Origin of the sequence: Novosphingobium huizhouense (assembly GCF_020179475.1) — a bacterium.
GTDB lineage: Bacteria > Pseudomonadota > Alphaproteobacteria > Sphingomonadales > Sphingomonadaceae > Novosphingobium > Novosphingobium huizhouense.
In genome coordinates, this window is record NZ_JAILXZ010000002.1 from 176,114 (window position 1) to 201,711 (window position 25,598).

At 67.9% G+C, this 25,598-nt stretch carries 24 protein-coding genes; 12 read left to right on the forward strand and 12 right to left on the reverse strand.

Annotated features, from left to right (window positions below):
• Nucleotides 1–37 precede the first annotated feature (37 nt).
• A complete protein-coding gene (locus K3A85_RS09075; protein WP_225206191.1) occupies nt 38–511 on the forward strand; it encodes an EF-hand domain-containing protein in 474 nt (157 codons plus the stop codon).
• Between the two features lie 10 nt (nt 512–521).
• Here the strand turns inward: K3A85_RS09075 and trmFO are convergent, their stop codons facing one another.
• Nucleotides 522–1,892, reverse strand: coding sequence for a methylenetetrahydrofolate--tRNA-(uracil(54)-C(5))-methyltransferase (FADH(2)-oxidizing) TrmFO (gene trmFO / locus K3A85_RS09080; RefSeq protein ID WP_225206192.1), 1,371 nt, complete (start codon nt 1,890–1,892; stop codon nt 522–524).
• A gap of 73 nt (nt 1,893–1,965) precedes the next feature.
• Here trmFO and K3A85_RS09085 point away from each other — a divergent pair, with 73 nt between their 5' ends.
• On the forward strand, nt 1,966–2,622 hold the full coding sequence (locus tag K3A85_RS09085) for a lysoplasmalogenase family protein (RefSeq protein WP_225206193.1): 657 nt from the start codon (nt 1,966–1,968) through the stop codon (nt 2,620–2,622).
• Between the two features lies 1 nt (nt 2,623).
• On the opposite strand, the gene K3A85_RS09090 is transcribed toward K3A85_RS09085, so the two are convergent.
• Nucleotides 2,624–2,977, reverse strand: coding sequence for a DUF952 domain-containing protein (locus K3A85_RS09090; protein ID WP_225206194.1), 354 nt, complete (start codon nt 2,975–2,977; stop codon nt 2,624–2,626).
• The gene (gyrA, locus tag K3A85_RS09095) at nt 2,974–5,712 is read right to left on the reverse strand and encodes a DNA gyrase subunit A (protein WP_225206195.1); all 2,739 of its coding nucleotides are present in this window, start codon (nt 5,710–5,712) and stop codon (nt 2,974–2,976) included. Before gyrA ends, K3A85_RS09090 begins: the two co-directional genes overlap by 4 nt.
• A gap of 312 nt (nt 5,713–6,024) precedes the next feature.
• Here gyrA and K3A85_RS09100 point away from each other — a divergent pair, with 312 nt between their 5' ends.
• On the forward strand, nt 6,025–7,347 hold the full coding sequence (locus K3A85_RS09100) for a hypothetical protein (protein WP_225206196.1): 1,323 nt from the start codon (nt 6,025–6,027) through the stop codon (nt 7,345–7,347).
• Nucleotides 7,348–7,442: 95 nt separating this feature from the next.
• On the opposite strand, the gene K3A85_RS09105 is transcribed toward K3A85_RS09100, so the two are convergent.
• Nucleotides 7,443–8,096 (reverse strand): carbonic anhydrase, encoded by a 654-nt coding sequence (locus tag K3A85_RS09105; protein WP_225206197.1) that lies wholly within the window; start codon nt 8,094–8,096, stop codon nt 7,443–7,445.
• Between the two features lie 66 nt (nt 8,097–8,162).
• Between K3A85_RS09105 and lipA the strand changes: the two genes are divergently transcribed.
• Together lipA and K3A85_RS09115 are read left to right on the forward strand one after the other, a co-directional pair.
• Nucleotides 8,163–9,107: a lipoyl synthase gene (gene lipA, locus K3A85_RS09110; RefSeq protein ID WP_225206198.1), complete on the forward strand. Its 945-nt coding sequence runs from the start codon at nt 8,163–8,165 to the stop codon at nt 9,105–9,107.
• Nucleotides 9,108–9,115: 8 nt separating this feature from the next.
• A complete protein-coding gene (locus tag K3A85_RS09115) occupies nt 9,116–9,565 on the forward strand; it encodes a type II toxin-antitoxin system RatA family toxin (RefSeq protein ID WP_225206199.1) in 450 nt (149 codons plus the stop codon).
• On the opposite strand, the gene K3A85_RS09120 is transcribed toward K3A85_RS09115, so the two are convergent.
• The 3 genes from K3A85_RS09120 to K3A85_RS09130 are packed head-to-tail and all read right to left on the reverse strand — an operon-like array spanning nt 9,562 to nt 11,802.
• Entirely contained in the window at nt 9,562–10,074 is a 513-nt protein-coding gene (locus K3A85_RS09120; protein WP_225206200.1) for a CinA family protein, read from the reverse strand. The two genes, K3A85_RS09115 and K3A85_RS09120, sit on opposite strands and share 4 nt — an antisense overlap.
• A 7-nt stretch (nt 10,075–10,081) precedes the next feature.
• The gene (locus K3A85_RS09125) at nt 10,082–10,621 is read right to left on the reverse strand and encodes a hypothetical protein (RefSeq protein ID WP_225206201.1); all 540 of its coding nucleotides are present in this window, start codon (nt 10,619–10,621) and stop codon (nt 10,082–10,084) included.
• Nucleotides 10,618–11,802, reverse strand: a complete 1,185-nt coding sequence (locus K3A85_RS09130; protein ID WP_225206202.1) for a bifunctional 2-C-methyl-D-erythritol 4-phosphate cytidylyltransferase/2-C-methyl-D-erythritol 2,4-cyclodiphosphate synthase — start codon at nt 11,800–11,802, stop codon at nt 10,618–10,620. Before K3A85_RS09130 ends, K3A85_RS09125 begins: the two co-directional genes overlap by 4 nt.
• Before the next feature lie 133 nt (nt 11,803–11,935).
• On the opposite strand from K3A85_RS09130, the gene dusB reads away from it, so the two are divergent.
• The 7 genes from dusB to hflX all read left to right on the forward strand — a co-directional run bounded on the left by dusB (nt 11,936) and on the right by hflX (nt 21,428).
• Nucleotides 11,936–12,973, forward strand: a complete 1,038-nt coding sequence (gene dusB / locus K3A85_RS09135; protein WP_225206203.1) for a tRNA dihydrouridine synthase DusB — start codon at nt 11,936–11,938, stop codon at nt 12,971–12,973.
• Entirely contained in the window at nt 12,945–14,120 is a 1,176-nt protein-coding gene (locus K3A85_RS09140; RefSeq protein ID WP_225206204.1) for a two-component system sensor histidine kinase NtrB, read from the forward strand. The genes dusB and K3A85_RS09140 overlap by 29 nt, the downstream gene beginning before the upstream one ends.
• A complete protein-coding gene (locus tag K3A85_RS09145) occupies nt 14,117–15,556 on the forward strand; it encodes a sigma-54-dependent transcriptional regulator (protein ID WP_225206205.1) in 1,440 nt (479 codons plus the stop codon). The genes K3A85_RS09140 and K3A85_RS09145 overlap by 4 nt, the downstream gene beginning before the upstream one ends.
• Nucleotides 15,557–15,648: 92 nt before the next feature.
• A complete protein-coding gene (locus K3A85_RS09150; protein WP_225206206.1) occupies nt 15,649–17,886 on the forward strand; it encodes a sensor histidine kinase in 2,238 nt (745 codons plus the stop codon).
• A 22-nt stretch (nt 17,887–17,908) separates the two neighbouring features.
• Nucleotides 17,909–19,297 carry a nitrogen assimilation response regulator NtrX gene (gene ntrX / locus K3A85_RS09155; protein ID WP_225206207.1) on the forward strand — a complete coding sequence of 463 codons (1,389 nt, stop codon included), beginning with the start codon at nt 17,909–17,911 and terminating at the stop codon, nt 19,295–19,297.
• A 178-nt stretch (nt 19,298–19,475) separates the two neighbouring features.
• Nucleotides 19,476–20,075, forward strand: coding sequence for an RNA chaperone Hfq (gene hfq, locus K3A85_RS09160; RefSeq protein WP_225206208.1), 600 nt, complete (start codon nt 19,476–19,478; stop codon nt 20,073–20,075).
• A 3-nt stretch (nt 20,076–20,078) separates the two neighbouring features.
• Nucleotides 20,079–21,428 (forward strand): GTPase HflX, encoded by a 1,350-nt coding sequence (hflX, locus tag K3A85_RS09165; protein ID WP_225206209.1) that lies wholly within the window; start codon nt 20,079–20,081, stop codon nt 21,426–21,428.
• 35 nt (nt 21,429–21,463) lie between these two features.
• On the opposite strand, the gene mazG is transcribed toward hflX, so the two are convergent.
• Genes mazG through metG form a run of 5 tightly spaced genes read right to left on the reverse strand, consistent with a single transcriptional unit; the run spans nt 21,464 to nt 25,576 of the window.
• Nucleotides 21,464–22,264 carry a nucleoside triphosphate pyrophosphohydrolase gene (mazG, locus tag K3A85_RS09170; RefSeq protein ID WP_225206210.1) on the reverse strand — a complete coding sequence of 267 codons (801 nt, stop codon included), beginning with the start codon at nt 22,262–22,264 and terminating at the stop codon, nt 21,464–21,466.
• A 33-nt stretch (nt 22,265–22,297) separates the two neighbouring features.
• Entirely contained in the window at nt 22,298–22,477 is a 180-nt protein-coding gene (locus K3A85_RS09175) for a hypothetical protein (RefSeq protein WP_225206211.1), read from the reverse strand.
• The gene (locus K3A85_RS09180) at nt 22,474–23,241 is read right to left on the reverse strand and encodes an MBL fold metallo-hydrolase (RefSeq protein WP_225206212.1); all 768 of its coding nucleotides are present in this window, start codon (nt 23,239–23,241) and stop codon (nt 22,474–22,476) included. The genes K3A85_RS09175 and K3A85_RS09180 overlap by 4 nt, the downstream gene beginning before the upstream one ends.
• Nucleotides 23,238–24,014 carry a TatD family hydrolase gene (locus K3A85_RS09185; protein WP_225206213.1) on the reverse strand — a complete coding sequence of 259 codons (777 nt, stop codon included), beginning with the start codon at nt 24,012–24,014 and terminating at the stop codon, nt 23,238–23,240. The genes K3A85_RS09180 and K3A85_RS09185 overlap by 4 nt, the downstream gene beginning before the upstream one ends.
• On the reverse strand, nt 24,014–25,576 hold the full coding sequence (gene metG / locus K3A85_RS09190) for a methionine--tRNA ligase (RefSeq protein ID WP_225206214.1): 1,563 nt from the start codon (nt 25,574–25,576) through the stop codon (nt 24,014–24,016). Before metG ends, K3A85_RS09185 begins: the two co-directional genes overlap by 1 nt.
• Between the last annotated feature and the right edge of the window lie 22 nt (nt 25,577–25,598).

The window sequence follows — 25,598 nt, forward strand, 5'->3', positions numbered from 1 at the left end:
CTAGTCTTGCCCCACGCGGCAACGGGGAAGACCAGCCTTGCACCGGATCCTGATCGGCGCGCTCGGTGCGCTCCTGCTGGTTGCGGCAGGGGTGTTCTGGTGGCAGGGACGCGCCGAGACCGAGACCGAGACCGTGCGTCCCGTCGCCAATCCGGCCGCTCCGCCAAGCGAGGATGCCGCCGACGAGGATATTCCCGAAGTCGATCCGGGCAATGCGGTCGGCCCGGAATTGCCGCATGCGACTGAGCAGACGCGCGAACAGCGTCGGTTCGACCGCCTCGACCGGGACCGCGACGGGCGCATCACCCGCAACGAGATGCTGGCGCCCAGGGTCAGGGACTTCCGCAAGCTCGACCTCGACGGAAACAACCTGCTGACGTTCGAGGAATGGGCGGTTGCCACCTCGAACAAGTTCCGCAAGGCCGACGCCGACGGCAATGGCGCGCTCGACCGCGCCGAATACGCAACGACAAAGCAGCCGGCCAGGAAGCCGGCCTGCAAATGCAGGTAGCTTCGCGTCCTCAGCCGAGCGACGGGAGCCAGCAGGCGAGGTCGGCCTTGGCGCGGGCGGTATAGGCTTCCTTGCGCTCCTTCTTGCGGACATCGTCGGCAACCGGGGGAAACAGCCCGAAGTTCACGTTCATCGGCTGGAACGTCTCGGCCTCGGCATCACCGGTGATATGGGACATGAGGGCGCCGAGGGCGCTCGTCCTCGGCGGCGGCGTCCACGCGCGCCCCAGCGTCTCTGCGGCGGCCATCAACCCCGCCAGCAGGCCGACCGAGGCGCTCTCGACATAGCCTTCGCAGCCGGTGATCTGTCCCGCGAACCGGATGTGCGGCGCCGATCGCAGCCGCAGCTGCCGGTCGAGCAAGGTTGGGGAGTTGAGGAAGGTGTTGCGGTGCAGGCCGCCGAGGCGTGCGAATTCGGCCTTTTCAAGCCCGGGGATCGTGCGGAAGATGCGCACCTGCTCGGCATATTTGAGCTTGGTCTGGAAGCCCACCATGTTCCACAGCGAGCCGAGCTTGTTGTCCTGCCGAAGCTGCACCACCGCATAGGGCCAGCGCCCGTTGGGGTGCTCCGCGGTCGCCCAGTGCGGATTGTCGAGCCCGACCGGCTTCATCGGACCGAAGCGGAGCGTTTCGGGCCCGCGCGCGGCCATGACCTCGATCGGCATGCACCCGTCGAAATAGGGCGTGTTCGCTTCCCATTCGCGGAATTCGGTCTTTTCGCCTGCCTGGAGTTCCTCCCAGAAGGCGAAGTACTGCTCCTTGGTCATCGGGCAGTTGATGTAGTCCCGGCCATCGCCGCCGAGCGCGAGCGATGCTTCGGCTCCCTTGTCCCAGCGCGAGGCCATCCACGCGACATCCATGTCGATGCTGTCGCGATAGACGATCGGCGCGATCGCGTCGAAGAAGGCGAGGCTTTCCGCCCCGGTCGCCGCGCCGATCGATCCGGCGAGGGCCGGGGCGGTGAGGGGCCCCGTGGCGACGATGGTCAGCCCCTGATCGGGAAGGGTATCGACCCGCTCGCGCACGATCTCGAGCGTCGGCAGGGCGGCGAGCGCCGCCTCGACTTCGGCGGAGAACACGTCGCGGTCGACCGCCAGTGCAGAGCCTGCCGGAACCCGCGCCTTGTCGGCAGCGGCCATGAGCAGGCTGCCGCAGCGGCGCATTTCCTCGTGCAGCAGGCCGACCGCGTTTTTCTCGTGGTCGTCCGAGCGGAACGAATTCGAGCAGACGAGTTCGGCAAGGCCCTTGCCCTGGTGCGCCGGCGTCGTGTCGCCGCCGCCGCGCATTTCCGACAGGCGGACGCGGATTCCGCGGCGAGCAAGCTGCCAGGCAGCCTCGCTTCCGGCCATGCCGCCGCCGATGATGTGTACCTGATGATCCATGGCTCGCGCATTGGCATTGCATCGGCGCAGCGACAACCCCAAGGTGCCGCGCCTGAGGGGAAGGGGGACACGAATGACGGCAGGCGCACTGGTACAACGACGGCCCTGGCTCGCGCTGAGCCTCGTATTCGGGCTGAGCTACTGGCTCGCCGATCACACGCGGGTGCCGGGGGTTTACGAGATAGCTTGGAAGGGCGGCGGCGTTGCCCTCCTGGCGGTCTATGCCTGGTCCTACCACCCGGTGCGCGATGCCCACCGCATCGCGCTGGTCATGGCCCTTGGCGCGATCGGCGACATGGTGCTCGAGATCGACTTCACGCTCGGCGCCGTCGCATTCCTCCTCGGTCACCTCGCGGCCATTGCGCTCTATCTGCGGCATCGGCGAGCGCACCCTGGCGCCAGCCAGAAGGCGCTCGCCGTCGCGACGATCGTCGGCGTGCCGCTGATTGCCTTCGGCCTGACGCGCCAGCCACAAGTCGCGCTCTACGCGCTGGCCCTGGGAGGGATGGCCGCGGCGGCGTGGCTCAGCGATTTCCCGCGCTATCGGGTTGGCCTCGGCGCGATGCTGTTCGCAGCCTCCGACCTGCTGCTGTTCGCCCGCATGGGGCCGATGGCGGAAAGCGCCTTGCCGCGATTGCTCGTCTGGCCGCTCTATTACTTCGGGCAGCTGATGATCTGCACCGGGGTCATCGGCGCGCTGCGGGCGCGGGGCGCGTTCCGCGCGGAGTAGCTCAGCTCGCGACCGGGAGGACGATCGCGCCGGACTCGTCGCGCCGCAGCGGGGCGTAGGCGAGCACGGCGCTGAGCGGCAGGTCGGCGTAGACGTGCGGGAACAGTTGGCCGCCGCGCGAGGGCTCCCACTTCACCGCGTCGCCCAGCACGGCAAGATCCACCGTGGCGATGTGGAGGTCCTCCGCGCCGGCGAAGTGCTTGTCGACGGTCTCGGCGAGCTGGGCTTCGGTCGAAAGGTGGATGAAGCCATCCGCCAGGTCGACCGGCGCCCCCCTGAACACCGCCTGCGCTTCGAGCTCGGCCATCTGCGGCGCTGTCAGGATCTTGTAGGCGACCTGCGGCATCTCGCTCATTCGGCCTGCTCTCCATCCTGCGCGTCGGCGCCGTCCGCCGTCGCCGGCGCCTCGTCATCGCCTTCATCGGCAAGACGCACGGCGCTCACCACGTGTTCCTCGCCCGAGACGTTGAACAGGCGCACGCCCGCCGAGCCGCGCCCGATCACGCGCAGCGATTCGAGCGGCAGGCGGATCAGCTTGGCCTGGTCGGTCACGAGCATGAGCTGGTCGGCTTGCGCGGCCGGGAAGCTCGCCACCACCGGTCCGTTGCGGCTGATGTTGTCGATGTTGGTGATGCCCTGTCCGCCGCGACCGGTGCGCCGGTACTCGTAGGCCGAAGACAGCTTGCCGTAGCCGTTGGCGCAGACGGTCAGGATGAACTGCTCGCGCTCGGTCAGGAAGCGGTAGCGCTCCTGATCGGCCATCTCGCCTTCCTTCTCGGGCTTCCACGGGGCGAAGCGCAAGTATTCGTCGCGCTCCTCCTGGTCCTTGACGCCGACGCGGTGGAGGATCGACAGCGAGATCACCTCGTCGTCGGCCTTCAGCGTCATGCCGCGCACGCCGGTGGAGGTGCGGCTCTGGAATTCGCGCACGTCGTCGGCGGGGAAGCGGATCGCCTTGCCCTGGCGGCTCGCGAGCAGCACGTCGTCGCCCTCGGACAGCAGCGCGACACCGATCAGGCGGTCGTCGCTACCTTCGTCGAAGCGCATCGCGAACTTGCCGTTGCTGGGAATGTTGGCGAAGAGATCCATCGCGTTGCGGCGCACGTTGCCCTTGGCCGTCGCGAACATCACGTGGAGCTTGCCCCATTCGCCCTCGTCCTCGGGCAAGGGCAGAACGGCGGCGATCGTCTCGCCCTGGTCGAGCGCGGGCAGCATGTTGACCACCGGACGCCCGCGCGTCGCCGGGCCGCCCTCGGGCAGGCGCCAGACCTTGAGGCGGTAGACCTTGCCCGCGGTCGAGAAGAACAGCACCGGCGTATGCGTCGAGGCGACGAACATCGTCGCGATCGCGTCCTCGTCCTTGGTCGCCATGCCGCTGCGGCCCTTGCCGCCGCGAGCCTGGGCGCGGAAGGTCGAGAGCGGGGTGCGCTTGATGTAGCCGTCGAGGGTGATCGTCACGACCATGTCCTCGCGCTCGATCAGGTCCTCGTCGTCGATCCCGTCGGCGGCCGGCGCGATCTCGGAGAGGCGCGGGGTGGCGAACTGGTCGCGCACGGCGACGAGTTCCTCGCGCATCACCGCGTGGAGCTTGATGCGGTCGGCGAGGATCGAGAGGTACTCCTCGATCGCCTTGGCGAGAACGCTCAGCTCGTCGCCGATCTCGTCGCGGCCGAGCGCGGTCAGCCGGTGCAGGCGCAGGTCGAGGATCGCCCGCACCTGGATTTCGGACAGCCGGTACGGCTCGCCCGAACCATCGTCGGCGTCGTTTTCGATGGCTTCGACAAGGCGCAGGTAGGGCGCGATCTCGCTCACCGGCCATTCGCGCGCCAGCAGCGTCTCGCGCGCGATCGCGGGGTTGGCCGAACCGCGGATGATCCGCACCACTTCGTCGAGGTTGGTGACCGCGACGACAAGGCCAAGCAGGATATGCGCGCGGTCACGCGCCTTGTTCAGTTCGAACTTGGTCCGGCGGGTGATGACTTCCTCGCGGAAGCGGACGAAGGCCTCGATGATGTCCTTTAGGCTGAGGATTTCAGGCCGCCCGCCGCGGATGGCGAGCATGTTGGCGGGGAAGTTCGACTGCGCCGGCGTGTTGCGCCAGAGCTGGTTGAGCACCACTTCGGGTGAGGCGTCGCGCTTGAGGTCGATGACAACGCGCACGCCTTCGCGGTTGGATTCGTCGCGGATGTCGGAGATGCCTTCGATCCGCTTGTCCTTCGCGGCCTCGGCGATCTTCTCGACCAGGCTGTTCTTGCCGACCTGGTAGGGGATGCTGGTCAGCACGATCGACCGGCGATCGCCGCGCCCTTCCTCGATCTTGTGCCGCGCGCGCATGATGATCGAGCCGCGACCTTCGTTGTAGGCCTTGCGCGCGCCCGCGGTGCCCAGGATCATCGGTGCGGTCGGAAAGTCCGGGCCGGGGATGATCTCGCAAAGCTCGTCGATCGAGATCAGCGGGTTGTCCATGTAGGCAAGGCAGCCGTCGATCACCTCGCCGAGGTTGTGCGGCGGGATGTTGGTCGCCATGCCGACCGCGATGCCGCCCGCGCCGTTGACCAGCAGGTTGGGGAAGCGCGCGGGCAGGACCGAGGGCTCCTGCCGCGAGCCGTCGTAGTTGTCGACGAAATCGACGGTGTCCTTGTCGAGATCGTCGAGCAGGAAGTTGGCGACGCGGGCGAGGCGCGCTTCGGTATAGCGCATCGAGGCCGGCGGATCGGGGTCCATCGAGCCGAAGTTGCCCTGGCCGTCGATCAGCGGCACGCGCATCGACCAGTCCTGGGTCATGCGGGCGAGGGCGTCGTAGATCGCGCTGTCGCCGTGGGGGTGATAGTTGCCCATCACGTCGCCGACGATCTTGGCGCTCTTGCGATAGGGCCGCCCGGCAACGAAGCCGCCCTCCTGGCTCGCGAAAAGGATGCGGCGATGGACCGGCTTGAGGCCGTCGCGCACGTCGGGCAGCGCACGGCTCACGATCACGCTCATCGCGTAATCGAGGTAGCTGGTCTTCATTTCGTCGACGATGTCGATCCGCTGGAATTCGCCTTCGCCGCCGGGGGCGGCCGGATCGATCGTCTGGGTGTCGTCGCTCACGTGCAGTTTTTCCGCGTTTTCGCTTGTGATTTGTGGGAATGTTGCAGCCCTAGGACATCTGGCCCCCCAAAGCCAGCAAAGGCGGCTCCATCGCGGGTCTTGCCGGCCAGTTTTCCACACATGCGACAGGCTGCCTGAACGACAGGGCAAGTCGTCGTTCAAAGCGGGTTCACCGCGCGGGTTCTAGTCGCTCGGGGCGTTGCCAACGGCGCAATTCCGCGCCACTAGCGCACAGGCGACCATGGAGAGGAACCGCCCCGGCAACGGGCTGGCGGGAAAGACCGGGTCCGGGTCGAACAGGAGATCATGAAGATGCGGGGTACTTTCGGCAAATTCGGCAAGTCGGCAGCGGCGCGTGCCGCGCTCGGGATCGCGGTCGCCACCGGCATCGCGGCGGGCGGGTTCGCTCCGGTTGCCGCGGTGGCCAAGGAAAAGGAAGCCAAGGGCGGCAAGGTCAGTAACTCGCCCGAATTCGTGAAGGCGGCGCAGGCGTTCCAGCCGGCGTTCACCGCCGCGCAGGGCCAGAGCGGCGATGCGCAGAAGGCTGCCGGCCAGGCGCTCGTGCCGCAGCTCGCCGCGCTTCAGCCGAACGTCAAGACTCCGGCCGACCAGATCATCTTCGGCCAGTGGCAGCAGTCGGTCGGCAACTGGGTGGGCGATGCCGCGCTGGTCCGCACCGGCCTCCAGAACATGCTCGATTCCGGCCAGCTGCCGGCGGACAAGGTCAGCCTCGTGCAGTTCTTCGTCGGCGCCAAGGCCTACGAAGCGAAGGATTATGCCGGCGCGATCAAGGCGCTGCAGCCGGTCGTCGCTGCCAACTACAGCGACGACGTGGCCGCCGAGATGCTGGCGGAGAGCTATGCCCAGACCGGCAATCCCAAGGGCGGGCTCGATGCGCTCAAGCAGGCGATCGCGGCGCGCAAGGCCGCCGGCGGCGTGGCCCCGGAAGCGTGGTACAGCCGCGCCAACCGCATCGCCTATACCAGCAAGCTGAACGCGGAATCGGCCGAATGGGGCGCGATGCTCGCCGAAGCCTATCCCACGCCGATCAACTGGCTCGGCGCGACCCAGCTGGTGCGTAACGCCAGCGCCTTCACCGCCCAGGAAAACCTCGACCTCGGTCGCCTGATGGAGCGTTCGGGCGCACTCAAGGCCGACCCGAAGTACGTCGAGCGCGAATACGTCGACTACATCCAGGCCGCCGACGCCCGCCGCAACCCCGGCGAAGTGCTGAAGATCGCGCAGGAAGGTCTCGCTGCGGGCGCGCTCAAGGCGAGCGACACGTTCGTCGCCGACTCGATGACCCAAGCCAAGGGCCGCATCACCGCGGACAAGGCATCGCTGCCCGGTCTCGCCAAGGATGCCGCCGCGGGCGCCAACGGCGTCACCGCCAACGCTGCCGGCGATGCCTATCTGCAGTACGGTGAAGCCGCTAAGGCCGAGGAGTTCTACAAGCTCGCGCTGACCAAGGGCGGCATCGACAAGGACCGCGCGCTGACCCGCCTCGGCATTGCCCAGGCCGACCAGGGCAAGTGGGCCGACGCCAAGGCGAGCTTCGCGCAGGTCGCCGGCATCCGCGCGCCGATGGCGAAGCTGTGGACCGTCTGGGTCGACCAGAAGGCCGCAGGCAAGTAATCAGGCTTTCCCAAGGACGGGAAAAGGGAAGGGCGGCTCCAGCGGGGCCGCCCTTCTTGGTTCAGCCGACCGGATCGGGCTGATGGCCGGTTCGGTCAGGCGACGGGCTCGAACGCCCCGCTGGCTTCGTCGAGGACATGAAGCACCCCGTCCGAGATCGCGAAGAACGCGCCGCGCAGCTTGAGCTCGCCGCTGCGCTCCTTCGAGCGGACGCAGGGGAACGTCCGCAGGTTCTGCAGGCTGACCTTGACCGCGGCCTGCTCCATCGCGCGCTCGGCGGTTCGCCCTTCGGTGCCGTGTTCGTGGACGACCGGCTCGCGCGCTTCGTCGAGCAGGCCGATCCAGTCGGCGACGAAACCGCCTTCGCCGGGCTCGGCGCCCTTGAGGCTCTGCGTCAGCGCGGCCTTGCAGCCGCCGCACATGCCGTGGCCCATGACCACGATTTCCTTCACCTTGAGCACCTGCACCGCGAACTCGAGCGCGGCGGAAACGCCGTGGTGGCCGGGGTTGGTCTCGAACGGGGGCACCATCGCCGCGACGTTGCGCACGACGAACATCTCGCCCGGATCGGTGTCGAAGATCTGCGCCGGATCGACCCGGCTGTCCGAGCAGGCAATGATCATCACCTGCGGCTCCTGCCCGTCCTTGAGCTGTTGCCAGCGCTCGAGGCGCGGGGTCCAGCCATGTTCACGGAAACGGCGGTAGCCGGCGATGAGCTGTTCGAGCTCGGGGGATCTCTCGGTTGCCATGAGCAGTGCCCTTGCAGGCTTCGATTGCATCTTTCAAGTGCGCTGCGATGAGCCTATCTGGGCCGCATGACCGAACCTGTCACGAAGCTCGAGACCGAAGACCGCCCCGTCCGCCAGCGCAAGCCTGACTGGATCCGCGTGAAGGCGCCCGGCAGCAAGGGCTATGGCGAAACCCGCCAGCTGATGCGCGATCTCAAGCTCAACACCGTCTGCGAGGAAGCGGCCTGCCCGAACATCGGCGAGTGCTGGACCAAGAAGCACGCCACCGTGATGATCCTGGGCGACGTCTGCACCCGCGCCTGCGCCTTCTGCAACGTCAAGACCGGCATGCCGCGCGCGGTCGACCCGTTCGAGCCCGGCCATGTCGCCGAAGCGGCCGCCAAGCTCGGGCTCGAGCATATCGTCATCACCTCGGTCGATCGTGACGACCTGCCCGACGGCGGGGCCGGCCAGTTCGTCAAGGTCATCCGCGCGCTGCGCGAACAGACCCCGCAAACCACGATCGAGATCCTGACCCCCGACTTCCGCGGCAAGATGGCGTCGGCCGTCGCCGCCATCGTCGAGGCGGGGCCGGACGTCTACAACCACAACCTCGAGACCGTTCCGCGGCTCTACCCCACGATCCGCCCGGGCGCGCGCTACTATGCCTCGCTGCGGCTGCTCGAGGAAGTGAAGCGCCACAATCCGCTGATCTTCACCAAGTCCGGCGTCATGCTCGGGCTCGGCGAGGAGCGTCTCGAGGTCCATCAGGTGATGGACGACATGCGCTCGGCGGGCATCGATTTCCTGACGATGGGCCAGTATCTCCAGCCGACGCCCAAGCACGCCAAGGTGATCGAGTTCGTGACGCCCAAGGCGTTCGACGCCTATGGCGCGATCGCGCGCGCGAAGGGCTTCCTGCAGGTGGCGTCGAGCCCGCTGACCCGGTCCAGCTACCACGCCGGCGACGACTTCAAGCAGATGCGCGCCGCGCGCGAGGCGCAGCTCGCCAAGGCCGCGCTCAAGGGCTGAACGCCGCCGTGCCGCACATCTCCGAACAGCGCCGCATGCCCTGGTCGCCCGAGCAGATGTTTGACCTGGTGGCAGACGTGAGGCGCTACGCCGAATTCCTGCCCTGGGTCGTCGCCACGCGGATCAAGTCCGACGGCGAGGAGGAAATGGTCGCCGACATGCTGGTCGGGTTCAACGCGCTGCGCGAGAAGTTTACCTCGCGGGTCAAGAAGGACCGCCCGCGCCGGATCGAGGTCGAATATCTCGACGGACCGATGAAGAGCCTGTCGAACACCTGGGCCTTCGCGCCCGACGGGCAGGGCGGCTGCGTGATCGACTTCTGCGTCGACTTCACCTTCCGCAATGCGATCTTCGAGCGCCTGGCCGGGCAGTACCTCGACCGCGCCTTCCGCAAGATGGTGACCGCGTTCGAGACTCGCGCCGAAAAGCTTTACGGCCTGCCGCAGCCCACAGCTTAGGCCGCGGGCGGCTTGAGCAGCTCGAGCGCGCAGATCGCCGCTTCGCGCCGCACGTCCGAACGGGTCCTGGCGTTCTCGAAGAACTTCAGCTCGGCGTTGACCGCCTCGGGATCCTCGCCCCGCTCGGCGCGGGCGAAGACCACCGTGCCCACCGGCTTCTGCTCCGATCCGCCGCCCGGACCCGCAACGCCGGTGATCGCCACCGCCACGTCGGCGTTCGAATGCTTGAGCGCGCCCTGCGCCATCGACCATGCAACCGCGATCGAGACCGCGCCGAACGTGTCGATCACGTCCATCGAGACGCCGAGCATCTCGTTCTTGGCCTCGTTGGAATAGGTCACGAAGCTGCGGTCGAGCACCGCCGAACTGCCGGCGATCTCGGTCAGCGCGGCGGCGACGAGGCCGCCGGTGCAGCTTTCGGCGATCGCCACGGTGCGCCCGAGCGCAGCGTTTTCCTCGATCACGCGACGGGCAAGATCCACGATTTCGGCAGGGAGCAGGGTGTCCATCGCGGGCTCAATTCGCCGGGCAGAGGTTGAGGGTGGCCTTCTTGCCCGCCTTGGGCCGATCGGCAAGGCCGACGATGAACGTCAGCAGTTCCGCGGTGTTCTCCGGCGGAAGCGGCGAGAGCAGGCGGGTCGCGCGCTCGATCGCGACGCACTGGTCGGGCTTGATCCCTTCGGTCACCATCTGCGCGACCATGCCTTCGGCGAAGGGCTGGAGCGCGCTGTCGGGCAGGTTGGCGACCATGTCCTTCATCTTGGCATCGCGCGAATCGCCGATCTTCAGGATCGCGGCCTTGGCCGTCGGCCAGGCGCCCTGCTTGCGCGAGGCGTAGCGCTGCACCAGCGCCTGCCCCTCGGTCGCGAAGTATCCTTGTGGCGACAGCGACGGGCGGCACGCCTTGATCGCGCCATCCATCACGACGGGAAGCGCGAAGGTGACCATGCCGTTGAGCTCGGGCTGGGTCAGGCAGTCCTGCGCGGACGCGACCTCGGCCGTGCCCAGCGCGGCCAGGGCGACGAGCCCGGCGATGCGGTTACGCAAACGGTTCATTGTTCGATCTCCTCGAATCGGGGAACGAGCGTCGCCACGGCCTGCGCGGCGATTCCTTCTCCGCGGCCGGTCAGGCCAAGTCTTTCGGTCGTGGTGGCCTTCACGCTTACCAGATCGGCCGGTATGCCCATGATTTCGCCGAGGCGCACGCGCATCGCCTGCTTGTGCGGCCCGATCTTGGGAGCCTCGCAGATGATGGTCACATCGACGTTGCCGATCCCGAACCCGCCGCGGCGCGCCAGCGCGACCGCGTGGGCCAGGAAGCGGTCGGACGACGCGCCCTTCCACTTCGGGTCCGACGGCGGGAAGTGATCGCCGATGTCGCCTTCGCCGATCGCGCCGAGAATGGCGTCGACGAGCGCATGGATCGCGACGTCGGCGTCGCTGTGCCCGGCAAGGCCCATGTGGTGCGGCACCTTGACGCCGCAAAGCCACAGGTCCTCGCCCTCGGCAAGACGATGGACGTCAAATCCCATCCCGGTGCGGGGATAGCGCTCGGACACGGGAGTCTCCTCGAAATCTTCGGCGAACGTCACCTTGCGCAGCCTTTCGTCGCCCTGAACGAGCGCCACGGCAAGGCCTGCGGCTTCGGCGACTTCGGCGTCGTCGCCGGCATCGGCGGCATCGTCCCAGGCGCGATGCGCGGCCAGGATGGCGTCAAAGCGGAACGCCTGCGGGGTTTGCACGCGGTACAGCCCGTCGCGGCTGACGGCGGCGTCGCGCATGCCGTCGCGCCCGCGCACGACGCTGTCGACCACCGGCAGCACGGGAATCGAACCGGCTTGGCCCGCCAGCGCCTCGATCAGCCGCGCCACCACTGCCTGCGGCAGATCGGGACGCGCGGCATCGTGGATCAGCACGCATTCCGGCTGGTCCGGGGCGAGGGCCTCGAGCGCGAGCGCGACCGACTGGCGGCGGGTCGCGCCGCCCTGCACCAGCCGCACAGCGGCAATGCCGGCGAGCGCCTGCTGCGCGACCGCGTCCCATCCCTCGGGTATCGCGACCACGATCGGCGCCACGCCGACCGCGGCGAGGGCTTGCGCCGAGTGGCGCACCAGAGGCTTGCCGCGGAACATCGCGAACTGCTTCGGGACCTCGCCCCCCGCGCGCAGGCCCTTGCCTGCCGCGACGATCACCGCGGCGACTCCGCTGCTGGCTCGGGAAGATAGGGGCGCGGTCATGCCGGCGCGCCTCTACCAGCGTCGTGCACCGGCTAGCAAGCGGGCAAGACGGGATGCGGCCCACGCCGCGGCCTTGCCCTTTGCCGGCCGCTCCCCTATGTGCTGCCTGTTTTTTAGGCAGAGCATCCAGGTCATGACATCCACGCCCGTTCCGCCCCAGTTGGCGCCGCTCAAGGTCGGCCCCGTGACCGTGGGCTGCCCGGTCGTGCTCGCGCCGATGACCGGCGTGTCGGACCTGCCGTTCCGCACGATGGTCCGTCGCTACGGCTCGGGCCTCAACGTGACCGAAATGATCGCCAGCCCCGCCGCGATCCGCGAGACTCGCCAGTCGATCCAGAAGGCGATGTGGCACCCGACCGAAGAACCGGTGTCGATGCAGCTGGTCGGCTGCGAGCCGGATCAGATGGGCGAGGCGGCCAAGCTCCAGGAAGACCGCGGCGCGGCGATCATCGACATCAACATGGGCTGCCCGGTGCGCAAGGTCGTGAACGGCGATGCCGGCTCGGCGCTGATGCGCGACATCCCGCTGGCGACGCGGCTGATCGAAGCCACGGTCAAGGCGGTCTCTGTGCCGGTGACGGTGAAGATGCGGATGGGCTGGTGCCACGACAGCCTCAACGCCCCCGAGCTCGCGCGAATTGCGCAGGACATCGGGGCGAAGATGATCACCGTCCACGGCCGCACGCGCAACCAGATGTACAAGGGCAGCGCCGACTGGGCCTTCGTGCGCAAGGTCAAGGAAGTCGTCGACATCCCGGTCATCGTCAACGGCGACATCTGCGCGATCGAGGACGTGGCAGCGGCAGTTGAGCAAAGCGGCGCCGACGGCGTGATGATCGGTCGCGGGTCCTACGGCCGCCCTTGGTTCCTCGGGCAAGTGATGCACTGGCTCGAAACCGGCGAGCGCCGCCCCGATCCGTCGCTGGCAGAGCAGTACGCGGTGATCGTCGAGCACTATCACGCCATGCTTGATCACTACGGTCCGGTCACCGGCGTGAACATGGCGCGAAAGCATCTGGGCTGGTACACCAAGGGCCTGCCGGGCTCGGCGGAATTCCGTAACCGGGTCAACTTCATCGACGATGCCGCCGCCGTGCTCGACAGTCTCGCCGGCTTCTACGGTCGCCTCCTCGATTCCGATCATGGCCTCGACCGGCGCGCCGCTGCCTGACGCAGCGGTCGCCGGCCAGCCCGGCGAGCCGCGGCGGGAAGCCGCGCGGCCCGAGCCCAAGCGGCTCGTCGCCAGCCTGCCGCTGGCGGTGTTCGTGCTCGACCCTGGCCTCGTCGTCTCCTCGGTCAATCCCGCCGCGGAGCAGCTTGCCGGAAAGGGTGCGCGGCGCCTCGTCGGGCGCAGCGTTGCCGAAATCTTCGCGTTCGACGAGCCGCTGATCCTGGGACGTCTCGCCGAGGGCGAGGCGCAGCTCTTTGCGCGCGATGCGCGGGTCCGCGTGCTCGGCCAGGCGGCGCGCAGGCTCGACGTGATGACCGCGCCGGTGACCCATTCGCCCGGATGGCAGATGCTGATCGTCCACGAAGCGATCGGGGTCGACGCGCTCTCGGGCGAGGGCGGCGGCGGCGGCGCGGGCGAGGGCGGCGCCTTGCGTGCACCCGAGGTCCTCGCGCACGAGATCAAGAATCCGCTCGCCGGCATACGCGGCGCGGCGCAGTTGCTCGACCGCAAGCTCGAAGGCGCGGACAAGGCGCTGACGGGGCTCATCACCGCCGAAGTCGATCGCATCGCCAAGCTGATCGACCAGATGCAGTCGCTCTCGCGGCGCAGCCAGGAACCGGCGACGCCGCTGAACCTGCACGAAGCCGTGCGCCACGCCCAGGCGATCATCGCCGCCTCGAGCAGCGGGACCGTGGTCATCGAGGAGGAGTTCGACCCCTCGCTCCCTCCGGTCATGGCCAACTCCGATGCGCTGGTCCAGGTGCTGCTCAACCTCCTGACCAACGCGCGCGAGGCCTGCGAGAGCAGCAAGATTCCCCGCATTGCCGTGCGCACCCGGTTCGCCAGCGGCATCCAGCTCCATGCCGGCCCCGGCGGCAAGCCCCTGCGGCTGCCGATCGAGTTGCGCGTCAGCGACAACGGCCCCGGGGTCGATCCGAAGCTGCGCGATCACATCTTCGAACCGTTCGTGACGGCGAAGAAGACCGGGCAGGGGCTCGGGCTGGCGCTCGTCCAGAAACTGGTGCGCGAAATGCACGGCCGGATCTCGCACGATCGCGACGAGGCGCGCGGGTGGACTCACTTCCGCCTGCACCTGCCGGTCGCGGGCACGGTGCCGGTCGAGGCCGACAGGGAAGGAACGAAGTGAAGCAGTCGATCCTGCTGGTCGAGGACGATGCCTCGATCGCGCTCGTCATTACCGCTGCGCTCGAAGCGGAAGGGTTCAGGGTCGACCGCTGCGATTCGATCGCCGAGCGGGACCGCCACCTGGCGGAACGCCGCTACGGCCTGATGCTGACCGACGTGATGCTGACGGACGGGGACGGGATCGAAAGCCTCGCCCGCGTGCGCCAGGCCTGTCCGCAAATGCAGGTCATCATCCTGAGCGCGCAGAACACGCTCGATACGGCGGTGCGCGCGAGCGATACCGGCGCCTTCGAATACTTCCCCAAGCCCTTCGATCTCGAGGAACTTGTCCGCACCGTGCGGCAGGCGATCGGAGCGGGGCAGAGCGCCGAGAGCATCGGCGATCCCTCCGACGAGCCCGAGGCCTTGCCCCTGGTCGGCCGCAGCGCGGCGATGCAGGCGGTCTATCGCATGATCACGCGCGTGTTGCGCAACGACCTCACCGTCCTCATCCTCGGCGAATCCGGGACCGGCAAGGAGCTCGTCGCCGAAGCGATCCATCAGCTCGGAAATCGCGCGGCGGGGCCCTTCGTCGCGGTCAACACGGCCGCGATTCCTGCCGATCTCATCGAAAGCGAGCTGTTCGGGCACGAAAAGGGCGCGTTTACCGGCGCCCATGCCCGTCATATCGGCAAGTTCGAGCAGGCCGGGGGCGGCACCCTGTTCCTCGACGAAATCGGCGACATGCCGATGCAGGCGCAGACGCGGTTGCTGCGCGCACTGCAGTCAGGCCGGATCCGCCGGGTCGGCGGCAGCGAGGAAATCACGCTCGACTGCCGGATCATCGCCGCAACCAACCGCGACCTCGTGCCGATGATCGCTGCGGGCCAGTTCCGCGAGGACCTCTACTACCGCATCGCGGTCGTGCCGATCGAACTGCCCCCGCTGCGCGACAGGGCCGACGACATCGAGGCGCTCGCGCGCCATTTCCTGACGCTGGCGGCCAGCGAAGGCTTGCCGCGCCGGTCGCTGTCGCCCGCGGGCGCTGCGCTCCTCGCGCGCCAGCCCTGGCGCGGGAACGTGCGCGAGTTGCGCAACTTCGTCTATCGCCTCGCGCTGCTGGCGCGTGACGAAGTGATCGATAGCGCGACGATCGAACCACTGCTGGTTGCAGAGCCGCTGCCAGGCGCCGCGCGCCCGGGCGAGCCCGTCACCGACGAGGGGGTCGACTTCGGCGGCGCGCTCGAGCGATGGATCGGGCAGGCCCGGCCCGCGCCCGGAACGCTCTACGACGAGGCGCTGGCAGCGTTCGAGCGGCCCCTGTTCCTCCATGCCCTGTCCACGACCGGGGGCAACCAGCTGCGCGCGGCGCAGCTTCTGGGGATCAACCGCAACACCTTGCGCAAGCGTCTCGTCGAGCTCGGCATCGTCCTCGAAGGCGCGGCGGCGCGCTCCTGACCTTTCGGGCGCGCCGCGGCTGCGGCGAGCCGCGGCGACTGCCCCTCAAACCTCTTGCAAATCGGCAACAGGAGTGTTGTTGATCGGCAACGATGCCGCAGTCGCCCCGAACCGAGTCCCGCAGGTCGCCCCGCTGGTGGCGAAGATTGCTGGTCACCCTGCGGCGTGCGAACGTGTTCCTGCTGCTCGAGCTGACGGCGACCTTCATGCTCGCGGTGGCGCTGTGGGTCAGCTGGTCGACGTTCAGCGCAAACACGGCCGCCAACCAGCTGCTCCCGTCGCGCATCACGTCCAGCCTGCTGATCGGAACGCTCGTTCCGGCCATGGCGCTGATTGTCCTGCTCGGGCGCCGGGTCGCCTTGCGCCGCGCCGCGACCAGCGTCCTTGGGAGCAGCGGGCGCCTGCACTTGCGCCTGGTGTGGCTGTTTTCGCTCATCGCCGCGATCCCCACGCTGCTGGTCGTGGTCTTCGCCTCGCTGCTGTTCCAGTCGGGGGTCGAGTTCTGGTTCTCCGACAATTCGCGCGGCATGCTCGAGAACGCGAACAACCTCGCACGTGGCTACTATGCCGACAAGCTGCGCGACGTCGGCAACGAAAGCGTCGCGATGGCCGGAGACCTGCGCGACTACCTCGCGCAGGCGCCGATCACCAGCCAGGACTTCGCCGAAGGCTATTCGTGGCAGGTGATCAACCGCAAGCTCAACGAATCCGCGCTGGTCGAGCGGCGCCCCGACGGGACGCTGCGCACCGCCGCGATCGTCGACCCCAACTCGACCGACGACCGCCAGCGCATCACCGCCGAGGAACTGCGCAAGATCGACGCCGGCGAAGCGGTGGTGGTCAACGCCTCGGCCGCGCGGATCGAGGCGGTGACGCCGGTCGACCGCAGCCGCGGCATCTATCTCTACGTCGCGCGCAATTCCGATGCCCTCGCGCTCAACCAGTGGCAGCGCGCGCAGTCCGTGCTCAAGGCCTACGACGTCCTCACCCGCCGCGCGCGCGCGCTCCAGCTGCGCTTCAACCTAGCGCTGTTCGGGATCAGCCTCGCGCTGGTGGTGCTCGCGGTCTGGGTGGCGCTGCGCTTCGCCGACCGCCAGGTCGCGCCCCTGGTCGAGCTCGTCTCGGCCGCGCGCAAGGTCGGCAGCGGCAACTTCTCGATGCGCGTGACCCCGGGCAGCGGCACCGACGAGGTCGGCCTGCTCGCGCGCGCGTTCAACCGCATGACCGCGCAGCTCGAGACCCAGACCCAGGCGCTGGTCGGCGCCAATGCGCAGCTCGAGGTCCGGCGCGCCTTCATCGAAGCCGTGCTCGAATCGATCACCGCGGGCATCGTCTCGACCGATCGCGAAGGGGTCATCCGGCTCATCAACAGCTCGGCGCTCAAGCTGTTGCGCGATCGCGACGCGGTCGATCCGGTCGGCACGAGGCTCGACGACATCTCCCCCCAGCTCGGGCAGCTGGTGAGTTCGGGCGAGGCCAGCGGCCTTGTCCACTATGCCAAGAACGGCGAACTGCTGACACTCGCGGTCAAGATCACGCACGATGCGACCGGGCACGTTGTCACCTTCGAGGACATTACCCGGCAGCTGCTCGACCAGCGCCGCGCGGCGTGGTCGGACGTCGCCCGGCGCATCGCCCACGAGATCAAGAACCCGCTGACGCCGATCCAGCTCGCCACCGAGCGGCTCAAGCGACGCTATCGCCGGCAGATCGAGACCGATCCCGAACTGTTCGAGGAGCTGACCGCGACGATCATTCGCCAGGTCGGCGACCTGCGCAAGATGGTCGACGAGTTCTCCTCGTTCGCGCGCCTGCCCAAGCCGGTCTTTCGCAGCGAGGATGCAAGCGACCTCGTGCGCCAGGCCCTGTTCCTCCAGGAAGTCGCGCATCCCGACATCGACTTCGACTTCACCGGCGAGGCGACAATGCCGATCGAGGCCGACCGTCACCAGATCGGCCAGGCCATGACCAACGTCCTCAAGAACGCGATCGAGGCGATCGAGCAGCGCGCGCGAAACGGGGACGTCGATTACCGGGGCGCGATCCGGGTGTGGCTAGCGGGTGACCAGCACGCCGTCACGGTGACGGTTGCCGACAACGGCGTCGGCCTGCCCGCCGAGCGCGAACGCATTCTCGAACCCTACATGACCACGCGCGAGAAGGGCACCGGCCTCGGCCTCGCGATCGTCAACAAGATCGTCGAGGAACACGGCGGCGAGATGCAGTTCATGGCTGAACCGGGCGGCGGCACCCGGGTCATCATGCGCCTTGCCCGCAACCCGCTCGATACCGCAGCGATCGATCCCGTGGCGGCTCCCGCCGCGCCTTGACCAGACAACCGCAGGAAACCCCATGGCACTCGACATCCTGATCGTCGACGACGAATGCGACATCCGCGAACTGGTTGCGGGCGTGCTCAGCGACGAAGGCTACGGCTGCCGCACCGCAGCCGACAGCACGTCCGCCCTCGCGGCCATCGACGAGCGCCGGCCCAGCCTCGTGCTGCTCGACGTCTGGCTGCACGGCAGCCCGATGGACGGGCTCGAAGTGCTCGACGAGATCAAGAAGCGCGAGCCCGAACTCCCGGTGCTGATCTTCTCCGGCCACGGCAACATCGACACCGCCGTGTCGGCCATCAGCCGCGGCGCGATGGACTTCATCGAGAAGCCGTTCGAAGCCGAGCGGCTCCTGCTGCTGGTCGAGCGCGCAACCGAAACCGAGCGCCTGCGCCGCGAAAACCAGCGGCTGCGCGAAGGCTTCGCCATGGCCGACGAGTTCACCGGCAACAGCCCGTCGATCAATGCCGTGCGCGCAACGCTGAAGCGCGTCGCCAACACTGGCAGCCGCCTCCTGATCACCGGCCCTGCGGGCGCGGGCAAGGAAGTCGCGGCGCGCCTGCTCCATTCGTGGAGCCCGCGCGCCCAGAGCGCCTTCGTCACGGTGAGCGCGGCGCGCATCACCCCCGAGCGCTTCGAGCAGGAGCTGTTCGGCGAAGAGGCCGACGGCAAGCTGGTGCGGGCTGGATTGCTCGAGATGGCCGACGGGGGCACGCTGTTCCTCGACGAAGTGGCCGACATGCCCGCATCGAGCCAGGCGCGGATCCTGCGCGTGCTGACCGACCAGGCCTTCGTGCGGGTCGGCGGCCACCGCCAGATCCGCGTGGACGTGCGCGTGGTCTCCTCCTCGTCGCGCCCGCTCGAAAAGGAGATCGCCGAGCGACGGTTCCGCGAGGACCTCTACTACCGCCTCAACGTGGTTCCGGTCGCGATTCCCCCGCTCAACGAACGGCGCGACGACATCCCCTCGCTGGTCGAGCACTTCTTCACCCGCTACGCCAGCGAGCAGGGCATCGCCCCGCCGCTGGTCTCGCCCGAGGCGATGGCCGCGCTCCAGGCCTACGACTGGCCGGGCAACGTGCGCCAGCTGCGAAACGTGGTCGAGCGGACCATCATCCTCGCGCCGCGCGATCGCCTCGGCCGGATCGAGGCGGACATGCTCCCCTCGGAAATCATCAGCACCCGGCTCGGCGGTGCCAACGCCCCGTCCGCGCTGATGGGCGTGCCGCTGCGCGAAGCGCGCGAGAACTTCGAGCGCGAGTATCTCAAGGTCCAGATCCGCCGCTTTTCCGGCAACATCTCCAAGACCGCCAGCTTCATCGGGATGGAGCGCTCGGCCTTGCACCGCAAGCTCAAGCTGCTCGGCATGGCCGAGCGCCGCGACGACGAGGACGACGACGAGTAACGAGGGTAGGGGACGTCCCTGCGGAACCCTCAGGCAAGATACCGGTTTACCCGCGAGGGATCGGGCAATAAGTTGTCATGGAACCCGGTCAAAGTGCTCCGATACGGATTCGGATGTCACCGAGGCCAGATCGCGATGGTCCGCATAAGGGCTACGCCAATAGCAATGGAGTCACATGATGACCGGACGGACCCTTTCCGCTCGCCCGCGCACCAAGCCGGCCGAGCCTGCTCCCGAAGCGGTGGACACCGCTGCCGCCCCCGTTCCCGCACCGGCTCCGAGCGCCGGTCCGTCGGGCGGCAAGGGCCAGAACCTGCAGGATCTCTTCCTCAACCACCTTCGCAAGAACAAGATCCCCGTGACCATGTTCCTGGTGAAGGGGGTCAAGCTCCAGGGGATCGTCACCTGGTTCGACAACTTCTCGATCCTGCTGCGCCGCGACGGCCAGTCGCAGCTCGTCTACAAGCACGCGATCAGCACGATCATGCCGGGCCAGCAGCTCTCGGTCGCCCATTTCCAGGGCGGCAGCGACGACAACGGCAAGAAGCGCCTGCTTCAGGAAGTCTTCTTGTCGAGCGTGCGCGATGCGGGTGTGCAGGTGACGATGTTCCTCGTCAACGGCGTCATGCTCCAGGGCAAGGTCGCCTCCTACGACCTGTTCTGCATGCTGCTCGAGCGCGAAGGCTACGTCCAGCTGGCTTACAAGCACGCCGTGTCGACTATCCAGCCTGCCGGCCATGTCGACCTGTCGGGCGACTGGGACGGCGAGGGCGCCTGACACTTGAGCACTTTTGAATTTGGGCGCGACGCGGGCGATCTCGAAGGCGAGGTTACCCGCGGCGCACGCGCGATTGTGGTCCTGCCCGATATCCGCCAGAAGGGCGGCGGCCTCGGCGAAGACGCCGAAACACGGCTCGAGGAAGGGCAGGGCCTTGCCCGCGCCATCGGCATCGAGGTCGTCGACGCCTTCGTCCTGCCGATCCGCGCGGTGCGCCCCGCCACGCTGTTCGGCGAAGGACAGGTCGAGCGCATCGGCGTCGCGCTCGCGCAGAACGAGGCCGAGCTGGTCATCGTCGACGGCTCGCTCTCGGCGATCCAGCAGCGCAACCTCGAGGAAAAGCTGAAGCACAAGGTCATCGACCGTACCGGCCTGATCCTCGAAATCTTCGGCGAACGCGCGGCCACGGCCGAAGGGCGTCTCCAGGTCGAACTCGCCCACCTCGATTACCAGGCGGGACGCCTCGTGCGCTCGTGGACCCACCTCGAACGCCAGCGCGGCGGCTTCGGCTTCCTCGGCGGCCCCGGCGAAACCCAGATCGAAGCCGACCGCCGCATGATCCGCAACCGGATGGCGCGGTTGCGGCGCGAGCTCGAGCAGGTGCGCCGCACGCGCGGCCTCCACCGCGACCGCCGCCAGCGCGCGCCCTGGCCGATCATCGCGCTGGTCGGCTACACCAACGCCGGCAAGTCGACGCTGTTCAACCGGCTGACGGGCGCCGGCGTCATGGCCGAGGATCTGCTCTTTGCCACGCTCGACCCGACGATGCGGGCCGTTCGCCTGCCGGGCGTCGATAAGGCGATCCTGTCAGACACGGTGGGCTTCATCTCGGACCTGCCCACCCAGCTCGTCGCCGCCTTCCGCGCCACGCTCGAGGAAGTCACCGCCGCCGACGTCATCGTCCACGTGCGCGACATCTCCAATCCGGCGACCGCGCAGCAGAAGGCCGAAGTCGAGGAAATCCTCGCCGACCTCGGCGTGATCGGTGAGGAGGGCAGCGCCGTCCCGATCATCGAGGCGTGGAACAAGTGGGACCTGCTCGCCCCCGACGAGCGCGCGATGCGGCGCGATCTCATTGCCCACGGCGTTCCCGAGCTCCCGGTCGTGCCGCTCTCGGCGGTCACGGGGGAAGGGGTGGCAGATCTCCTCGACCGCCTGTCGTCGCTGCTCACCGGCGGAGCGCAGGAGCTCGAACTGACCGTGCCGCTGTCGGACGGCCAGCGGCTTGCATGGCTCCACGCGCATGGCGAAGTGCTGTCGGAACGCGAGGTCGAGGACGAGGCGGGGATGCCTTCGCTGCGCCTGAAGGTGCGGTTGAGCCCTAAGGATCTCGGCCGCTTCACCCGGATCTAGCGCAAGCGTCCGGCGCGCGCGCAGGGTCGATCCGATCAGCCCTCGCGCTCGGCGGCCTTCACCCGCTGCCACAGCGCTTCCTGGTCATCGAGCGACAGCGTGTCGAAGCTGCCTTCGGCCAGCGTCTCCATCGCGCGGAAGCGCCGCTCGAACTTGGCATTGCCGAAGCGCAGCGCATCCTCCGGGGCGATGCCGTACTTGCGCACGACATTGACGGCGGCGAACAGCAGGTCGCCGGCTTCGGCCAGGCGTTCCTCGTCCGTTCCCGCCGCGGCGAGCTCGGCCGCTTCTTCGGCGAGCTTGGCCGCCGGGGTCTCGGTGTCGGGCCAGTCGAACCCCACGCGCGCCGCCCGTTTCTGCAGCTTTTCCGCGCGCATCAGGGCGGGCAGCGCCAGCGCAACGCCATCGAGCGCGCTCGTCGCGCCCTTGGCCGCGCGCTCTGCAGCCTTGGCCGCTTCCCAGCGCTCCTCGCGGGCATGGTCGCGCTCGGTGCTGCCGCCGAAGATGTGCGGGTGGCGCGCTTCCATCTTGTCCGAAATGGCCGCGGCAACGTCATCGAAGGCAAAGGCGCCGGCTTCCTCGGCGATCCGCGAGTGGAACACCACCTGCAGCAGCAGGTCGCCCAGTTCCTCGCGCAAGGCGGCCAAGTCATCGCGCTCGATCGCATCGGCCACTTCGTAGGCTTCCTCGATCGTATAGGGCGCAATCGTCGCGAAGGTCTGCGCCTTGTCCCAGTCACAACCGCGCTGCGGATCGCGCAGTGTCGCCATGATCCGGAGCAGACGCGCAAGATTGGCCGATGCATCGGACTGAACGGCAGGGGCCCCTTGCTCCATCGGTCGTGCTCCAATTCGATAATAATGATTATGTTAAATAGCGGGTGGGCGCGCCGATCCGAATGCGAGCGCGACGACCACGATGATCGCGATCCAGCCCAGCGCCATCAACGCCTGCCGCCGGCGTGGCATCGCGCGCAGGCGGCCGTTCGCGCCGACGAGGATCAGCGCCATGACGATCCCGACGATGGCGATCAGCTTGTCGCCGTTCACAACACGATCTCCATGCCGTCGTAACCCGGCTCGACGTGCGCCGGCGTTTCGTCGCACAGTGTCCGGTAGTCCATCGACTTGTCGAGATGCGTCAGCACGCCGCGGCCGGCGCGGCTCGCCTCGACCAGTTCGAGCGCCATGGCCAGGTGCGCGTGCGTCGAATGCGGCTGCCGGCGCAAGGCGTCGACCACCAGCACGTCGACTTTGTCGAACAGCGCGACCATCTCGGCATTGATCTCGCTGAAATCGGTCGCGTAGCCCACAGACTTGCCATTCTGGTCGAAGCGGAACGCGGTCGATTGCGCCGGCCCGTGGAGCATCTGGCAATGGCTGACGCCAATGCCCGCGATCATCCGCACGCGGTCGAGATTGTCGAGATTGCAGATCGTCGGATAGCCGTGCTGCCCGGCAAAGACATAGCCGAACCGCTGGCGCAGGCGCCGCACGGTTTCGTCGGCGGCATAGCCCGGGATCGGCGCGCCGCGCCCCATCCGCAACGGGCGCAGGTCGTCGATGCCGTGGGTGTGATCGGCGTGGTCGTGCGTCCAGACCACCCCGTCGATCCGGCCGATCCCGGTGCTGAGCAACTGGTGCCGCAAGTCGGTCGGCGTATCGACGAGGATCCGCGCGCCGTCCTCGCCCTCGACCACGATCGCCACGCGCGTGCGCCGATTGCGCGGCTCGTTGGGGTCGCAATCGCCCCAATCGTTGCCGATGCGCGGCACGCCGGTCGACGTGCCCGATCCGAGCATGACCAGCTTCACGCCGTCGCCTTCGCAAACAGCCTGAAGAAGTTGGCGCTGGTAACTTCAGCCAGCTTGTCAGGTTCGACCCCGCGCAGGGCCGCGACGAAGCGCAGCGTGTCGGACACGAACGCGGGCTCGCAGGTCTTGCCCCGATGCGGCACCGGAGCAAGGAACGGAGCGTCGGTTTCGACCAGCAGCCGGTCCTCGGGAACTTCCGCAGCGAACGCCTGCAAGTCCTTGGCATTCTTGAAGGTCACAATCCCAGACAGCGAGATCGTCAGGCCCAGATCGAGCACCGCGCGGCCGAAATCGGGTGAGGCGGTGAAGCAGTGGATCAACGCGGGAAAGTCCCCCTTCCCCTTCTCCTCTGCAAGGATCCGCAGCGTGTCGGCCTCGGCATCACGGGTGTGGATGATCAGCGGCAGCCCGGTCTCGCGCGCCACCGCGATATGCACACGGAACAGATCCTGCTGCACCTGCCGGTCGGAGTGGTCGTAGTAATAGTCGAGCCCGGTCTCGCCGATCGCGATAACGCGCGGATCATCCGTCGCTTGCCTCAGCACCGCCTCGCCCAGGTCGGCATGCCCGTCGGCCTCGTGCGGGTGGATGCCGACGCTCGCCCAGACGTCGGGCTCGCGGTGCGCCGTCGCCACGACCTCGGCCCATTCGCGCTGGCGGGTCGAGATGTTGAGAAAGCCGGTGACGCCAGCCTCGCGGGCGCGGGCCAGCACCGCCTGCTGCTCCTCGACCAGGCCCTTGTAGTTGAGATGGCAGTGCGAATCGATCAGCATCAGGCCTGGTCTTCCGCCGGCAGCTCGAGCCGCGGGAACGCCCCGACCGGCGCCGTCAGTCGTTCTCCGGTCGCGACCCGTTCCATGTACCACGCCGCATCGGCGAGGTCGGCGATCCGCCGCCTGTCCGCCGGGATGCCGAGCTGGTCGAGCACCTTGGCGGCCGCGGCCGGCACCACCGGCGCGATGGCGATGGTCAGGTCGCGGATGGCCATGAACAGACAAAGCAGCACGGCGCGCATGCGTTCCGGATCGGTCTTGCGCAGCGTCCACGGCGCCTGCTCGTCGATATAGGCGTTGCAGGCGAAGACCGCGCGCATCCACGCGTCGATCCCGGCCGAGAAGTTGAGCGCGGCGAATTCGCGCGGCAGGTCCTCGGCGCAGGCCTCGCGCACCGTCGCGAGCAGCACGTCGTCCGCCCCGGTGCTCGAAAACGTCCCGAGTTCGCCGTCCATGTTCTTGAAGATCATGGAAAGAATCCGCTGGACCAGATTGCCGTAGCTGTTCGCCAGCTCGGCATTGCAGCGGGTCACGATCGCCTCGGGCGAATAGGAGCCGTCCTGCCCGAACGCCACTTCGCGCATCAGGAAGTAGCGCAGCGCATCGACCCCGAACCGTCCGGCGAGTTCGACCGGATCGGTCACGTTGCCGAGACTCTTCGATTCCTTCTGCCCGCGGTTGAGCAGGAAGCCATGGCCGAACACCTGGCGCGGCAGCGGCAGCCTGGCGCTCATCAGGAAGGCCGGCCAGTAGATCGTGTGGAAGCGGACGATGTCCTTGCCGATCAGGTGGAGGTTTGCCGGCCAGTACCTTGTGAAATCGTCGTTTTCCTCGGGGAAGCCGACGCCCGTCAGGTAGTTGGTCAGGGCATCGACCCAGACGTACATCACGTGCTCGTCGCTGCCCGGCACCTTGACGCCCCAGTCGAAGCTGGTGCGCGAGACCGAAAGGTCGCGCAGGCCTTGCGAAACGAAGGCGATCATCTCGTTGCGCCGCGCATCGGGCTGGATGAAATCGGGGTTGTCGCGATAGAGCGCGAGCAGCGGCTCCTGGTACTTCGACAGCCGGAAGAACCACGATTCCTCGACCGTCCATTCCACCGGCGTGCCCTGCGGCGAGAGCTTGACGCCCCCTTCCCCGTCGACCAGCTCGCTCGCGTCGTAATAGGCCTCGTCGCGGACCGAGTACCAGCCTTCGTAGCGGTCGAGGTAGAGGTCGCCGGCTTCTTCCATGCGGCGCCAGATGTCCTGGCTGGCGGCGTGGTGGCGCGGTTCGGTGGTGCGCAGGAAGACATCGTAATCGACGTTCAATGTGGCGCACATATCGATGAAATGCTGCGACATTTCATCTGCCAACTGCTTCGGCGTCACCCCCATGTCGCGCGCCTTCTGCGCCATCTTCAGGCCGTGCTCGTCGGTCCCGGTCTGGAAGCGCACGTCGCGCCCCATCGCCTTGTGGAAGCGGGCGATGACGTCGGCGGCGATCGCCTCGTAGGCATGGCCGATGTGCGGCTTGCCGTTGGGATAGGAAATCGCGGTGGTGATGTAATAGGGTTCGCCCATCGGGACGGTCGCTTCCTTGTGG

Bases quoted from the DNA above. Each gene is read 5' to 3' on its own strand.
- trmFO (WP_225206192.1), bottom strand. From the start codon at position 1,892: ATGGATCATCAGGTACACATCATCGGCGGCGGCATGGCCGGAAGCGAG.
- K3A85_RS09085 (WP_225206193.1), top strand. From the start codon at position 1,966: ATGACGGCAGGCGCACTGGTACAACGACGGCCCTGGCTCGCGCTGAGC.
- K3A85_RS09090 (WP_225206194.1), bottom strand. From the start codon at position 2,977: ATGAGCGAGATGCCGCAGGTCGCCTACAAGATCCTGACAGCGCCGCAG.
- K3A85_RS09100 (WP_225206196.1), top strand. From the start codon at position 6,025: ATGCGGGGTACTTTCGGCAAATTCGGCAAGTCGGCAGCGGCGCGTGCC.
- K3A85_RS09105 (WP_225206197.1), bottom strand. From the start codon at position 8,096: ATGGCAACCGAGAGATCCCCCGAGCTCGAACAGCTCATCGCCGGCTAC.
- lipA (WP_225206198.1), top strand. From the start codon at position 8,163: ATGACCGAACCTGTCACGAAGCTCGAGACCGAAGACCGCCCCGTCCGC.
- K3A85_RS09120 (WP_225206200.1), bottom strand. From the start codon at position 10,074: ATGGACACCCTGCTCCCTGCCGAAATCGTGGATCTTGCCCGTCGCGTG.
- K3A85_RS09125 (WP_225206201.1), bottom strand. From the start codon at position 10,621: ATGAACCGTTTGCGTAACCGCATCGCCGGGCTCGTCGCCCTGGCCGCG.
- K3A85_RS09130 (WP_225206202.1), bottom strand. From the start codon at position 11,802: ATGACCGCGCCCCTATCTTCCCGAGCCAGCAGCGGAGTCGCCGCGGTG.
- dusB (WP_225206203.1), top strand. From the start codon at position 11,936: ATGACATCCACGCCCGTTCCGCCCCAGTTGGCGCCGCTCAAGGTCGGC.
- K3A85_RS09140 (WP_225206204.1), top strand. From the start codon at position 12,945: ATGGCCTCGACCGGCGCGCCGCTGCCTGACGCAGCGGTCGCCGGCCAG.
- K3A85_RS09150 (WP_225206206.1), top strand. From the start codon at position 15,649: ATGCCGCAGTCGCCCCGAACCGAGTCCCGCAGGTCGCCCCGCTGGTGG.
- ntrX (WP_225206207.1), top strand. From the start codon at position 17,909: ATGGCACTCGACATCCTGATCGTCGACGACGAATGCGACATCCGCGAA.
- hfq (WP_225206208.1), top strand. From the start codon at position 19,476: ATGACCGGACGGACCCTTTCCGCTCGCCCGCGCACCAAGCCGGCCGAG.
- mazG (WP_225206210.1), bottom strand. From the start codon at position 22,264: ATGGAGCAAGGGGCCCCTGCCGTTCAGTCCGATGCATCGGCCAATCTT.
- K3A85_RS09185 (WP_225206213.1), bottom strand. From the start codon at position 24,014: ATGCTGATCGATTCGCACTGCCATCTCAACTACAAGGGCCTGGTCGAG.
- metG (WP_225206214.1), bottom strand. From the start codon at position 25,576: ATGGGCGAACCCTATTACATCACCACCGCGATTTCCTATCCCAACGGC.